The following is a 13,262-nucleotide window of genomic DNA, read 5'->3' on the forward strand; positions in this document are numbered from 1 at the left end:
GTGGACGGTTACCATGACTCCTCGCTCCCGAGACGCCTCCACCTTTTTTCACGCTTCCGCGCGTGCATTCACTCACGAATGTCGTCTCGCTACACGAGGATGTGGGCCGTCTGCCGGCGGTGGCTCGCACTCTACGTCCCCGTCGCCGCCCTGTTGCTCGGCGTGAGTACCGCTGTCGGGTTCCTCCTCGGCAGTGCGGTGCCGATAGAGTCGCTGCCGACCGCGCCAGAGGGCGGGTCGAACCCGTTTTTCCCCGACGAACTGACCACCTACTCCATCGCTCTCAACAACCTACTCGCGATGTTTATCATGCTGCTCGGTGCGGTGTCGCTTGGCAGCGTTACCGTGGTCGGTCTGGTTCTGAACGGTCTCATCATCGGCGCTGTCGTCGGCATCGCCCTCCAGCAGGTCGAACCCATCGTCGTCGCCGCACTCATCCTCCCGCACGGCGTCATCGAGATACCGGCGCTCCTCATCGTCGCGGCCGTCAGTCTCCGGTTCGCTCGGCTCACTGTCCGGTATTTCCGGGGCCTCGAAGACGAACTGGTGACGGAACGAGACGTGCGCGAAGCCGGGTGGCTGGTCGCCGTCGCGGTGGTCATGATTCTGGTCGCTGCGTACGTCGAGGCGACGATAACGCTCGAAATCGCCGAGCAAGTGGCTGGTCGGGACCTCGTGAGCGTCTGAGAACGGCCGGAGAATTAGCTGATGAACTCGTTGTCGCGCCAGTTGACCCCGTCTTCCTCGTCCTCGTCGGTCGGGTCTTCCACGACGTTGATGGAAGCGGGATGCTCTTCGCCGTCGACGATGCGGATGGCTTCTAGTTCCTCGTCTACCGCGGCGATGGCGGTCAACGTCCCCTTTTCGGCGACTTTCGCGACCTCACAGAGGACTTCGAACATCGCGTACTGGAGCGCAGTGTTCTGCAGGACCGTCTCGCGGTCGCCCTTGAAACAGGCGTACTCGACGAGTTCCGACTCTATCTCTTCTTCTTCCTCTTCGAGTGTGCCCCACTGTGGGCCGCCACCGGTCGAACCGGTGCTGGCGGCGCCGGGCGGCCCCATCTCGTCCGGGTCCTCCTCGTAGACCCGGTTCTCTGTCACGCTGGCTTTGAGCTGGGCCGTCGGTGTGTACTTGCTCATGGTGTCGTCTTTCGCGACGGCACTCACGATGAGCGTGTTGTTCCGACGGGTGATCTCTACGTCAGCGATTTCAGGTGGAAGATTGGGATCCTCGAAGAAGTCGTAGGCGTCTTCCAGTGGCAGTTCGAGCGTCGAATGAAGTCTGTATACGCGGCTGGTCATGGTTGGGAGCGTGTGTCAATCGTCGACGGCCGTCCGCTGACGCTGGTGTCACCTGTATGTAGGACCCACGTGCTTATATGACCTGCCCTTCATTCTGGGTGTGGCAGACGTATGTGTGCGTGTGAATGCCGCTCGTGGGCCTTGGTAGCACATTAGAACGGTCGGGGCGACGAACGGCCAGCACTCAGTCGTCGGCCGCTGCGGTGTCGCCGGTCGCGTCGGCCTCGATGCTGGGCGGATACTTTCCCCGGTCCAGTCGGAGGTCGGAGGCCGGTCGTGCCATGCAGGTCAGGGCGTAGTTCCCCCGTTCCTGCTCAGTGAGGCCACGCGCGGCCGGTTGTGTCACCTCGCCCTCGACGATTTTGGCAGAACACGCGAGACACATCCCGACGCGACAGGAGTACTCCTGTGCGATCCCCTCCTCGATACAGCGTGAGAGGATGGTCTCCTTCTCGGAGACGGTAATCTCCTCGCCCGTCCCCACGAACTCCACGGTGTACTCGGTCATACTCCGGCTTTTCGGGCGTCCGCCAAAACTCTTTATCCCCACCACCACGGCGACAGTCGGAACGATTTTCTCTCTCCGGTTAGGACGAGGGTGCATGACCACTCATCAGTACGACGTAGCCGTCGTCGGGGCGGGGACGTCGGGCTGTTATGCCGCCGCGACAGTCGCTGACGCGGGCTACGACGTCGTCGTCGTCGAACGGAAGGACGCCGAGGAAGCGGGCCACATCGCCTGCGGGGACGCGCTGAAAGGAGCGAGTGACTTCCCCGAGGCCATCCCGAAGTCCCAACTCGAATCCGCCTTCACGAACACGGGCGTCGACCACGGCCGGTTCGAGATTCCACAGGAGGACACGGTGCTGGAGATTCCGGTCCCCGGCGAGCTAGCCGTCATCGACCGCTGGGAGTACGGTCGCTGTCTCATCGGGGGGGCCAACGAGGCGGGCGCCGAGTTCCACTACGACACCGTCGTCCAGGACGTCCTGCAGGACGACACCGGCGAGGTCACCGGTTTCGAAGCCATCCGGAAGGGCGACCCGGTCACCTACGAGGCTGACATCGTCATCGACGGAGCGGGGGCGCTTTCGCTCCTACAGGACAAGGCGGACTTCGAGGACGCCACGTTCGATACGAACGTCCGCTACTCGCAGTTCTGCTCGGCCTATCGCGAGGTGGTCGAAGTCGAGGACCCGGTCGTGTGGGACGACGCACTGGTGTTCAAACCGACCGACCGTGCGGCGGGTTACCTCTGGTACTTCCCGCGTACGGACACCGAGATAAACGTCGGTCTCGGCTTCCAGATGAACGAGGAACCGATGGAACTCGTCGACGACCTGAAGGCCGACCTCGAGAACCGAGCGGAGTTCGAGGGCGCGAAAGTCAAGGACAAACTCGGGGCCGCGCTCCCGACCCGCAGGCCCTACGACTCGGCGGTCGCACCGGGCTACATGGCCGTCGGCGACGCCGCCGCGCACGTCAATCCCACGACCGGCGGCGGCATCGCCGGGGCGGCCTACGCCGGGCAGTACGCCGCAGAGCAGGCCATCGAGGCTATCGAGGACGACCGCACCGACGACGAGTCGGTTCTCTGGGAGTACAACGTCAACGTGATGGACCACTTCGGAGCGCGGTACGCCGCACTCGACGTGTACAACATCTTCGTGACGGCACAGGAGGTCGACGATCTGATGGGGCTACTGGCGTCCCTGCCCGCGACCAACCTCGCCGAGGCGCTGTACTCCGGGTCGACGAACGTCGGCCTCGGCCTGAAACTGAAGACGGCTATCGAGAGCTTCGGCCACTGGGGGCTGATCTACGACCTCTACCGGACGAAGAGCCTCGCAGACCGCCTGCTGTCTCACTACGAGGACTACCCCGACGACCCCAGCGGGTTCGCGGCGTGGAAACGCGAACGCGACGCCATCATGGACGACATCTACGAGACCACCGGCGCAGAGCCGAAGTACTGAGTCCGTTCTCTTCGCCTCGCTTTCCGACGCACAGAGCAGGTCACCAACAGTGGCCGACAGCACCCGCGAGGACCTCCACACCGATGGCCAGTGACCGCTCGTCCACGTCGAAGGTCGGCGTGTGGTGGCCGCCGGGGTGGTCGGTGCCGATGCCGACGTAACTGGCGAGACCCCCGCGCTCCTGCACGCGGTTCATGAGGTACGTGGCGTCCTCGCTCCCGCCGAGGTCGTCACGCTGGAGAATCGAGTCGACACCCGCGACGCCGGCGGCCACGTCGGCCACGACGTCGGCCAGTTCGTCGTCGCTCTCGGCGCTGGGCGCCTCCGCAGTGGTCGTGATACGCGACTCGCAGTCGTGCATCGCGGCGGCGTTTTCGACGACGGTGTCGGCCCTGTCACTCATGTACTCTTTCAGGTGCGTGGTCTCACCCCTGACTTCGCCCTCGATGCGAGCGCTCTCGGGGACGATGTTCGTCGCGGTGCCGCCCTCGACGACACCGGTGTTGACTCGCGTCGCGCCGTCGCTGTGCCGACGGATAGCGTGCATGTTCTGGACCGCCGTCGCGAGGGCCTGCACCGCATCTCGGCCCGACCCCGGACTCGCGCCCGCGTGAGCGGACTCCCCGGTAAACGTCACCTCGAACTGCCGGACGGCGAGGAACCCCGAGACGCCCGCGACGACTTCGCCGGTCGGGTGGTCGAGGCCGACGTGGACGGCCAACAGTCGGTCCACGTCGTCCAGTACCCCGCTCTCGGCGACGGCTCTCCCGCCGCCGATGACTTCCTCCGCCGGTTGGAAGAGGACGTGGAACGTCCCCTCGAACTCGCTCTCGGCGACGGCTTCGAGGACGCCGACGCCGAAGGCGGCGTGGGCGTCGTGCCCGCAGGCGTGCATGTACCCCTCGTTACCCGAGCGGAAGCCACCGTCTGCCGGGACGTGAGTGGTCGCGTCGGACTCGGTGATGGGGAGGCCGTCGATGTCGACGCGCAAGGCAACGGTCGGCCCGTCGCCGCGTTCGAGCGTCGCCAGCGCGCCGGTGAACCCGCCCGCCGTCCGTTCGAGGACGTCCTCGCGGGCGCCCGCCTCGCGGGCGCGTTCGTGCCACTCGGCGATTTCGTCCTCGTCGGGAACCGCCATCCGGGCGTCGGCGTCGAGGATCTCCGGTCCGAGGCGCAGATCGTCGACGCCGATGCGTTCGAGTTCGTCGACGATGCGACTGGTTGTGTAGAACTCACGCCACGCGGGTTCGGGGCGTCGGTGGAGGTCACGCCGCAGCGTGACCAGACGGTCGAATCTACGGTCGTCCATGGGGACCAAAGGCCCCGGAGGGACTTATAAGGCATACAGGAGAAAACCCGCGACTTTAGCCGTGGGATGAATCCGTAAGCTCCGTGCAACAACCCACAAACGATAGCAGGCTGACTCTCAACCAATAAGTATCCACAAGTCTACATATGAAATATGGAAGTGCGGCGCACCGTCCCCGTTGCGCTCGACGTGGACAGCGACGACGCCGCACTCCTCGAAGACACCGTAGACACGTTCCTCTGGTCGGCACAATACGTCGTAGACCACGCTTTCAACGGCGAATACGTCACCACCAGCAAAACCACGCTGGACGACGAAACCTACGACGACGTGCGAGACGCCACGGACGACTTCAACGGTGGACTCGTCCAAGCCGCCCGGAACAAAGCCGCTGAAGCCTGCAAAAGCGTCGTCGCCCGCTGGAAGAACGGGAAGAAAGCCTCGAAACCCACATTCACTAGCCCACACGTCGTCTACGACAAACGCACAGCGACGTTCCACGAAGATTACGTATCCCTCGCCACCACTGACGGTCGTATCGAAGCCGACTACATCCTCCCTGACGAGGACAGTGACACACCGCACTCCGAATATCTATTCTCCGACCAGTACGAAACTACGGGTGCGGAACTGCACTATCGTGACGGTGATTGGATGCTTCACATCCACTGCAAGATGGAAGTGGAGCCTGAAACGTCGGCACAGGCAGCCACCGAGAACGGAACGGTTCTCGGGGTCGACCTCGGCGTGAACAACCTCGCTGTCACCAGTACAGGCACGTTCTGGACAGGCAACGAGTTCAACCACTGGCGACGAGGGTACGAAAAACGCCGTGGGTCGCTTCAACACTGTGGGACGCGGTGGGCGCACCAAAACATCCAGTCCGTCGGTCGAAAAGAAGAGGGTCGATTCAAGTTGACGCTCCACCGCATCAGCAACGAACTCGTCGCGGAGGCCCGCGAGAAGGGGTGTTCGGTCATCGCGTTCGAGGACTTGACTGACATCCGCGAGCGCACTGGCGCGTCGTGGGGGCACAAGTGGGCATTCAACCGTCTCTACGAGTACGTCGAGTACAAAGCCGAAGAACACGGCATCACCGTGGAGCAGGTTGACCCCGAGAACACGTCGCGGCGGTGCTCGCACTGTGGCTTCACCCATCCAGACAACCGTGACGGTGAAGAATTCGAGTGTCTGAAGTGTGGATACGAGAATCACGCGGACTACAACGCCGCGAAGAACATCGGGTTACGGTATCTCCGTCGCAACCAAACTGGAGGCGACGGAGGCGCACTGTTGGGCGTGCGCTTGAACAGCGGGACGCTGAACGTGAACGGAGGCTATTCTCCTGCCTCAGCTGAGGCCAGAACGGGAGTCCACGCTGAATCCCACCGCTTTAGCGGTGGGTAGCTCAAGACCCGCTCCCGAGTTGGGTGCGTTGCTCCACGCCGACGTCGACGTGGACCCCGTCGGGAAACACCTCTTCGGTCACCGACCGGGCGAACGTCTCGTACCCGACGATCTCGATAGTCCGGGTGTAGACGGTGTGGTTCCACGGGTCAAAGCGGCCGCCGTCGGGCCCCAGCGTCTTCGACTGTGGGACCCGGAGTTCGTCCGGTGACTTCGGGTGTGGCCCCTTCAGTTCGACGCCTTTCCGTTCGGCGCGTTCCTTGATGTCCGCCACGACGTCGTCGAGACGGTGGCGGTCCCCACTCGTGAGCGTTAGGGTCGTGACGAAGGGCATCTCTGGCCTGACTCTCACCGGCGAGGTGTAAAAGGCCCTCCGTTTCACGCGCCGGGTCTTCGGCGGAAGCGTAGCCCAAATTACACTACTGGGCGGCGGCTAAACCGTTTTCTCCCGGGCGCTCCGAGCTGAAAACTGGCGTTTCGGCTTCGCAGCCGGTGGCGGTCTCGCCTCCGATATTCTCTTAAGTACTGACGATGTAAATTCGTGCAATGATAGAGGCCACGAGCGCGGGAGCCATCCTCTTTCGCGATACGCGTGGCCGGCGGGAGTACCTCCTGCTCAAGAGCCGCCCCGGTGATTGGGAATTCCCCAAGGGCGGCGTCGAGGGCGACGAGGAACTCCAGCAGACCGCCATACGCGAAGTGAAAGAGGAGGCCGGAATCGGCGATTTCCGGCTCTTGGACGGTTTCCGCAAAGATTACGACTACGTGTTCGAGGCGAACGGCAACACCATCCACAAGACGGTCCACCTGTTCGTCGCACGGTCGTTCGAAGCATCGGCAGAGCTATCGACCGAACATCGGGACCTGCAGTGGCGCGACTACGAGCAGGCCGTAAACACCGTCACGCAGGACGGCCCACGCGAGATACTTGAAGACGCACACGACTTCCTCGACGAGAAGTTCGAGGACGAAGAGAACGAAGAGTAAAACGTCGACGGCGGCGCGTTAAGCCGGTAGCGCTACCGGGGCGGTCGTGAGCAGGAGTGTCGCCTGTGTGCTGCTTCCCACACCCAGCACGAAGCTTCCGAGGACCGCCGCGATGATGATGAGTAGTGGAATCACCAGCAGGAGCGAGAGCGCAATTTTCGCCCCTGTCTCGCCGCCGAGTTCGACGGCGGCGATACCGATGATACCGACGAGGATGACGGCCCACGCTTCCCACGCGCCCTGTTCACTCGCGGTGCCGTTGTTCGTCTTGATGTAGAAGTAAATCGGAATCAGGAGTCCGATGGGGAACGTCAAGATCCCGACGATGAAGGCTGCGACCCACTGTATCGTCGTGTACTGGTCGAACGTACCGCCCTGACTCATCGTTGCTCACCGTCCGGACACACAACCGTGTTGGACTCGTGCGGTGCCGCAGAAGTACGGTGATCGATCACTGCGTCGTTAGTTTGGCTGCTCATAGCAGAACAACTAGCCGTTTTTCAGCTTAGTATAAAAATGTGGGAGTGGGAACCGAACACCGCCCACCACTACCGGGTCGACAGAGAACCCCAACGAAGAGCGCCTGTTTTGGGCACGGGTCACCAACGCCCGGCCGCCCACACAGACCGCCGTATTCGGCGGGTAGCTACTACGCCTTCCTGCGATGGGTTATCGTGGCCGTGGTTTTATATACCATGTTGGAATACCGTCGAATGGACTATGATATTTGGATTCGACGAGTCTGAATTCAAGAAATCGACGGTAGCAATTTTCGTCGTCTTGCTCGTCGTTGGGTTCGTACCGATCATCGGCCTCGTTCGCATCGTCCCGCTGTTCAAGGAGATTCTCCTCGGGGCCGCCGTCGTTGCGGTATTCACCAACATCGAGGACACCAAAACGGCGATCAAGTTCGCACTCGTGACCGGCATGATCGCCGCCGTCGCGTTCAACGTCATCTACATTCCGGGGTCGTTCGTCCTCGGTGGCATCCTCGGTGCGAGCAGCGGGACCGGCGATGCTGCCGGCGGGATGGCGATGCTTGCGGGCCTCGGTGCCCTCTCGAACCTCATCGGCCTCATCTTCATGTCGCCGATCGGGTACACTATCGGTGGGGCACTCGGCGGCGTCTTGAACCAGTGAGGTGACAGATTGGGGTGTGTCCGGTGGCACGCGCCGCGCCGTTCTTGCACCCGTTCGACTGCATCTTTTAGTCCCGCGCGTCCAACGTGCGGTGTGCCTGAAGTCGCCTCCGAGTTCGCCTTCGAACTGTGTGTCTGTCAGTGGGCCGAACGCGAGTGGACACCACGGCGAGCGGACTCGGCCGTCGTCGTCGCCCGCCAACTCGGGACGAAGTACCGCCGCTGGGACACGGTGGTCCTCGAATGCGACCCCGATGGCCTCCGCAGGCGGGCGGCGTTCGGCCCCGACGCCTTCGACTCGGACCTCCTGTACGTCCTCGAACACGCGCCAGCGGAGTGGACGTTCTACCGCGACGCCCTACCCGACCCCGGCTATCCGTGGCGGTACGTCCGCGACGCGATCCACACGGCCGCCGACCGCGACGCTATCGAGACGCGCAAGCGGGGCAACCGCATCGAGGTTCGCCGCCGGTACGCGTACCCCGACTGGGTGCGCCGGGTCGTCGCCATCGAGAACAAACCGGACCTGACTGCGAGCGCGGCCCGTGACCTCGCGGGACAGATAGAGCGTGACGTGGCGCTGGGACTGGCCGACGAGGTGTGGGTCGCGACGGCCGAGACGGGCGAGCGCGTCGAACCGATACTGCTCGCGGACCTCCCCGCCGCAGCCGGCGTGCTGACCGTCGACCCGACGACGGGGACCGCAGAGACGGTGTGGGAGCCACGGTCCCTCGACACGGACGCACCGGGCACCAGAATCATCGAGCGGCCGACCGACGACGCCAGCGCCGCCCGTTTCGAGTACGCCGACCCCCAGTGGAAAGCAGAGAAGCGAGGAGCGATAGCCGAGCGAGCCTACGAGCGGGGCTGGCGGGCCTACGCGTCGACGATGCGGCCGGACTGTCGGCACTTCGAACTGCGGGCCGACGAGACGGGTCTCGTGCCGTCCTGTGCGGCGAAAGCCCGCGTTCCGACCCAGAGCGAGTGCCGTGGCTCGTGTCCCGAGTACGAACCGGAACCGCCCGCGTGGCGAGCGAAGGGGTGGCCCATCGACGGCGGCCCCGGGAAGGGTATCAAGCGATTGTTGGACCGCCGTCGTCGCCGGACGCGGCCCGGCTTACCGGAGGAGTAGCTACGCGTCGGTGACCTCGACGTCGACGTCGTCGCGGTCGATAGCCAATCGGAAGGTGGGTACCGTCTTCTGGACCGTCTCGACGAGGCCCTTGTCTGTGAGTCCGCGGAGCGCCGAGCGAACGTCGTCCACCTCGGGGTCCTCGCCGGCCTCGCGGAGCGCGTGCAGTACCGAGACGACGCTCTGGCTCTCCTCGTCGGGGCCGGCGATGACGTCGACGATGGCCTGCTGTAACGGCGTGACCCGCATCGTCTGGACGCGGTCGGAGCCTTCGCCGTCTATCAACTCCGTCGCCTCCGGCGTCGCACAGATGAGGCTGTCCTCGTTACGGTAGTAGTACTCTTTCAGTTCGGATTCGAGGTACTGGTGGACCTCGCTGCCGCTGTCCATGCCCCACAGGTCCTGTAGTTCGCCGTTTTTCGTCGGCTGGTTGGCGACGATGTCGGCGAGTCGCTCGCGGGCCGCCTCCGAGAGGGTCATTGCCCGAGTGTAGCGCCACGGTGGTTACAAGCGTTCTGGAGTCGCGCGGCCACGGCCGGCGAGGGATATTTGCACACTCGGCCCCTTAGGGCCGTAGATGGTGCGTTCCCGTTTCCTCGTCGCCGTACTGGTCGTCCTCGTCGTCGGACCACTGGCGACTGTCGGGCCGGCCGCCGGCGCCGACGCCCGCCTGACCCTCACCGACACGACGGTCACGCCGGCGACGCCGACCGCTGGAGCACCGATTACTGCCGAGACGACCGTTCGGCTCTCCGGCGGTAGCAACACGTCGCTCGCACTGGACAGCGTTCGCGTCGTCCGCTCGCCGGACATCGGCGAGGACGTGACACTCGGGAACGCGACGGCCCTCGGGCGCCTCTCGCCCGGCGAGACGCTCACCGTCCCGGTGACGTTCACCGTGAACCGGCCCCGGTCGTACGACCTGCGACTCGTGGCCGTCGGGTCGGACGAAGACGGCGACACGGTGCGTGCGACCCGGCCGCTGACCGTCGGCGTCGAACGCGGCCAGCCACAGGTCGAACTCCGGACCGACGGCCTCGTCGCCCGCGCCGACACGCCCGTGACCGCCGTCGTCTCGAACCCGACGACGGCACCGCTCCGCGGCATCGAACTCCGGGTGACCGACCCGGCGACGGGCGAGCGGACCCGCCGAACGGTCCCGACGTTGGCCGCCGGGGCATCACAGACGGTGAACCTCTCGGTCAGGGCCCCCGAACCGGGCGAGCGTCCCCTCGAAGTGACGACGACGTTCGTCACGCCCAACGGCGTCGAGAGTTCCTCGACGTTCTCGAAGACAGTGGCCGTCGCGCCGCTGTCCACCGACGTCGGGGTCCGCGCACAGCGTGCACAGGGGGACGACACACAGCAAGTCCCCGGTGGCCTGACCGGCATCCTCGGCGGTGGCGGCGGTGGCGGGGCGCTCCAGCCACAGTCTGGCGACGACGCGACGAGCGAGTCGCGGGCCGACGTGACCGTGACGAACTTCGGGAACGCGGCCGTCGAGAACGTCGTCCTCACCGGCGAGACGCCCGACGGTACCGTCCTCTCTTCGGTCGGCAGGTTCGCGCTCACCGACGAACTCGCGCCGGGCGAGTCGACGACGGTGACGGTCGACCTCACGGGCGTGCGCACCACCGACGGGGTGCGGTTCGTCGCCCACTACGACGCGCCGACCGGGCGGACCGAGAGCGCCGTCGGCTACGACTACGCCGCAAAGCGCGGCGCGGCGGCCGTCACCGGCCTCGACGTCTCCGTCGATGACGACGGCCGCGTCCGCGTCGACGGCAACCTCGCCAACGTCGGAGACGGCGAGGTCACGAGCGCCGTCGTCGCCGTCCAGCCCACTCGGTACGTCGAACCGGCGTACCCACAGCGCAACTACTTCGTCGGCAGTGTCGCCAGTAGCGAGTTCGCGCCGTTCGAACTCACCGCGCAGGCCGACACCGAGAACGCCACGTCGGTGACCGTCAGGGTCGACTACACCGTCGACGGCGAGCGAGTCAGCGACACCACCGAGGTACCGCTCCCGGCCGAGGACGGCACGAACAGGGGCAGCGATCAGCAGTCGCTCGGTATCGCGCTGGCGGTGACTGTCGGACTGGTCGTCACCGTCGCCGTGACGCTGTTCGCCCGCCGCGCCCGTGACCGATGAGGACAGTCCAGACCAGTCCGGTCGAACTCGCGCCGCCGCTCCGCCTCGTCGACGTGAGCAAGCGCTACGACAGCGGCGCCGGCGGCGAGGTGGTCGCACTCTCACACGTCGACTTCGCCGTCGCGTACGGGGAGATGGTGGCGGTCATCGGGCCCAGTGGCAGCGGCAAGAGTACGATGCTCAACATCCTCGGCCTGCTGGACGAACCCACGAGCGGCCGCGTCGAACTCCGTGGGCAACCCACCGTCGGGTTGACCGAGAAACAGCGCACCGACGCCCGACGGGAGTCGCTGGGCTTCGTCTTTCAGGACTTTCACCTCCTGCCGACGCTGACGGCGCTGGAGAACGTCAGGCTCCCGACGGCGTTCCTCCCCGGCGACGCCACCGACCGGGCGCGGGACTTACTCGAACGGGTGGGCCTCGGCGACCGACTGGACCACACGCCCGACGAGTTGTCCGGCGGCCAGAAACAGCGCGTCGCCATCGCGCGGGCCCTCGTCAACGAACCGGACGTGTTGCTTGCCGACGAACCGACGGGGAACCTGGACCGCGAGACGGGAACGAGCATCTTAGAGGAGATTCGCCGCATCACCGACGAGGAAGACGTTGGCGTCGTCGCCGTCACGCACGACGACCTCGTGACCGACTACGCCGACCGGACCGTCGAACTCGTCGACGGGGTGATTCAGGATGGCTGAGAACGGGCGTCGGTTCCCGGCGCTGTCGCTGGCGACGCGGAACCTCTCACGACAGCGGCTCCGAGCGGGGTTGGCGGCGCTCGGTATCGTCATCGGCGTGTTCGCCGTCGTCACGCTCGGGCTACTTGGCAACGCCCTGAGCGTCGCCGCAACTGAGGAACTGGGGGGCCTCGGCGATCAGGTCATCGTCAGCCCGGCGGAGGGAAGCGACGCGGAGTCACTGGACGCCCGCGACCTCGCGGCCGTCCAGCGGGCCGCCGACGGCCGGGGGACCGTCGTCCCGCTGAAGACGACGGGCGGGACGGTGCGAGCGAGCGGCGGTCGAACCGTCGCGCAGGTGTACGGCACCGACAGCCCGCAGGCGCTGTTCGGGAACGGGAGCGGTATCGTCCCGGCGTTCCACCGGCAGGGCGCTATCGTCGGTGCCGACGTCGCCGAGGACCTCTCGCTGCGGCCGGGCAGCACCATCACCGTCGAAGGGAACGAGTACCGCGTCGTCAGCGTCCTGCCGGAGGTCCAGAGCATCTCGCCGCTCCAGCCCGATTCGGCCGTCGTCCTCCCGCCGGACGAGTTCGCCACGTCGGGGTACTCGCAGGTGGTCGTCCGGGCGGACTCGGCCGCCGACGCCCGCGCGGTCGCCGACGAGGTGGACCGGCGCTTGAACGCCAGACAGGAGCGTGTCAGCGTCTTCTCGCTGACGAGCGTGCTGGACCGCATCGCGGAGTTCTTCGACCTGCTGAACGGCTTCCTGCTGGCCGTCGCGGGCGTTTCGCTCGTCGTCGCGGGCGTCAGCATCTTCAACGTGATGCTGATGACCGTCTCCGAGCGCCGGGGCGAGATAGGCGTCCTCCGGGCCGTGGGCATCCACCGCAAGCAGGTGTTGCGGACCCTGCTCGTCGAGGCGACGCTGCTGGGCGTCGTCGGCGGGGCCGTCGGTGCGGTACTGGGCGTCGTGGCCGTCGTCGTCACGGCCACGCAGACGGAACTGCCGCTGTGGGCCGTCCTCCTGCCCGGGAACGCTCTCGTCCCCCTCGGCGCATTCGCCTTCGGCGTCCTCGTCGCCCTCGTCGGCGGCCTCTACCCCGCCTACCGCGCCGCGTGGGAACCGCCGGTCGAGGCGCTCCGCGGCTGACCGGGGCGCTTTTGTCGAACGGCTGT

General features: G+C 65.6%; 15 protein-coding genes. 9 read left to right on the plus strand and 6 right to left on the minus strand.

Annotation, left to right across the window (positions count from 1 at the left end):
- Nucleotides 1-78 precede the first annotated feature (78 nt).
- Nucleotides 79-687 (plus strand): stage II sporulation protein M, encoded by a 609-nt coding sequence (locus IEY28_RS01640; protein ID WP_188993932.1) that lies wholly within the window; start codon nt 79-81, stop codon nt 685-687.
- A 14-nt stretch (nt 688-701) separates the two neighbouring features.
- Here the strand turns inward: IEY28_RS01640 and IEY28_RS01645 are convergent, their stop codons facing one another.
- Both IEY28_RS01645 and IEY28_RS01650 read right to left on the minus strand, forming a co-directional pair.
- Nucleotides 702-1,304 (minus strand): DUF7110 family protein, encoded by a 603-nt coding sequence (locus tag IEY28_RS01645; RefSeq protein WP_166968926.1) that lies wholly within the window; start codon nt 1,302-1,304, stop codon nt 702-704.
- Nucleotides 1,305-1,488: 184 nt separating this feature from the next.
- A complete protein-coding gene (locus tag IEY28_RS01650; protein WP_188993935.1) occupies nt 1,489-1,812 on the minus strand; it encodes a 2Fe-2S iron-sulfur cluster-binding protein in 324 nt (107 codons plus the stop codon).
- A gap of 94 nt (nt 1,813-1,906) precedes the next feature.
- Between IEY28_RS01650 and IEY28_RS01655 the strand changes: the two genes are divergently transcribed.
- A complete protein-coding gene (locus IEY28_RS01655) occupies nt 1,907-3,280 on the plus strand; it encodes a geranylgeranyl reductase family protein (protein ID WP_188993937.1) in 1,374 nt (457 codons plus the stop codon).
- Between the two features lie 40 nt (nt 3,281-3,320).
- Here the strand turns inward: IEY28_RS01655 and IEY28_RS01660 are convergent, their stop codons facing one another.
- Nucleotides 3,321-4,589 (minus strand): amidohydrolase, encoded by a 1,269-nt coding sequence (locus tag IEY28_RS01660; protein ID WP_188993939.1) that lies wholly within the window; start codon nt 4,587-4,589, stop codon nt 3,321-3,323.
- A 153-nt stretch (nt 4,590-4,742) separates the two neighbouring features.
- Here IEY28_RS01660 and IEY28_RS01665 point away from each other — a divergent pair, with 153 nt between their 5' ends.
- A complete protein-coding gene (locus IEY28_RS01665) occupies nt 4,743-5,996 on the plus strand; it encodes an RNA-guided endonuclease InsQ/TnpB family protein (RefSeq protein WP_188993941.1) in 1,254 nt (417 codons plus the stop codon).
- 1 nt (nt 5,997) lies between these two features.
- Here IEY28_RS01665 and IEY28_RS01670 read toward each other — a convergent pair whose 3' ends face one another.
- On the minus strand, nt 5,998-6,330 hold the full coding sequence (locus tag IEY28_RS01670; protein ID WP_188993943.1) for an uS10/mL48 family ribosomal protein: 333 nt from the start codon (nt 6,328-6,330) through the stop codon (nt 5,998-6,000).
- A gap of 212 nt (nt 6,331-6,542) precedes the next feature.
- Between IEY28_RS01670 and IEY28_RS01675 the strand changes: the two genes are divergently transcribed.
- Nucleotides 6,543-6,983, plus strand: a complete 441-nt coding sequence (locus IEY28_RS01675) for a bis(5'-nucleosyl)-tetraphosphatase (RefSeq protein WP_188993946.1) — start codon at nt 6,543-6,545, stop codon at nt 6,981-6,983.
- Between the two features lie 18 nt (nt 6,984-7,001).
- Here the strand turns inward: IEY28_RS01675 and IEY28_RS01680 are convergent, their stop codons facing one another.
- The gene (locus IEY28_RS01680; RefSeq protein ID WP_188993948.1) at nt 7,002-7,367 is read right to left on the minus strand and encodes a hypothetical protein; all 366 of its coding nucleotides are present in this window, start codon (nt 7,365-7,367) and stop codon (nt 7,002-7,004) included.
- A 336-nt stretch (nt 7,368-7,703) separates the two neighbouring features.
- On the opposite strand from IEY28_RS01680, the gene IEY28_RS01685 reads away from it, so the two are divergent.
- The gene (locus IEY28_RS01685) at nt 7,704-8,123 is read left to right on the plus strand and encodes a hypothetical protein (protein ID WP_188993950.1); all 420 of its coding nucleotides are present in this window, start codon (nt 7,704-7,706) and stop codon (nt 8,121-8,123) included.
- A 93-nt stretch (nt 8,124-8,216) separates the two neighbouring features.
- Entirely contained in the window at nt 8,217-9,254 is a 1,038-nt protein-coding gene (locus IEY28_RS01690; RefSeq protein ID WP_188993952.1) for a DUF5787 family protein, read from the plus strand.
- On the opposite strand, the gene IEY28_RS01695 is transcribed toward IEY28_RS01690, so the two are convergent.
- Nucleotides 9,255-9,734 carry a DUF5797 family protein gene (locus tag IEY28_RS01695; RefSeq protein WP_166968944.1) on the minus strand — a complete coding sequence of 160 codons (480 nt, stop codon included), beginning with the start codon at nt 9,732-9,734 and terminating at the stop codon, nt 9,255-9,257.
- 97 nt (nt 9,735-9,831) lie between these two features.
- On the opposite strand from IEY28_RS01695, the gene IEY28_RS01700 reads away from it, so the two are divergent.
- Genes IEY28_RS01700 through IEY28_RS01710 form a run of 3 tightly spaced genes read left to right on the plus strand, consistent with a single transcriptional unit; the run spans nt 9,832 to nt 13,236 of the window.
- Nucleotides 9,832-11,406: a COG1361 family protein gene (locus IEY28_RS01700; protein WP_188993954.1), complete on the plus strand. Its 1,575-nt coding sequence runs from the start codon at nt 9,832-9,834 to the stop codon at nt 11,404-11,406.
- The gene (locus IEY28_RS01705) at nt 11,403-12,104 is read left to right on the plus strand and encodes an ABC transporter ATP-binding protein (RefSeq protein ID WP_188993956.1); all 702 of its coding nucleotides are present in this window, start codon (nt 11,403-11,405) and stop codon (nt 12,102-12,104) included. Before IEY28_RS01700 ends, IEY28_RS01705 begins: the two co-directional genes overlap by 4 nt.
- Complete coding sequence (locus IEY28_RS01710; RefSeq protein WP_188993957.1) at nt 12,097-13,236, plus strand: ABC transporter permease; 1,140 nt, start codon at nt 12,097-12,099, stop codon at nt 13,234-13,236. Before IEY28_RS01705 ends, IEY28_RS01710 begins: the two co-directional genes overlap by 8 nt.
- Nucleotides 13,237-13,262: the final 26 nt, after the last annotated feature.

It is taken from the genome of Haloarcula pellucida (genome assembly GCF_014647235.1).
GTDB classification, from domain to species: Archaea; Halobacteriota; Halobacteria; order Halobacteriales; family Haloarculaceae; genus Haloarcula; species Haloarcula pellucida.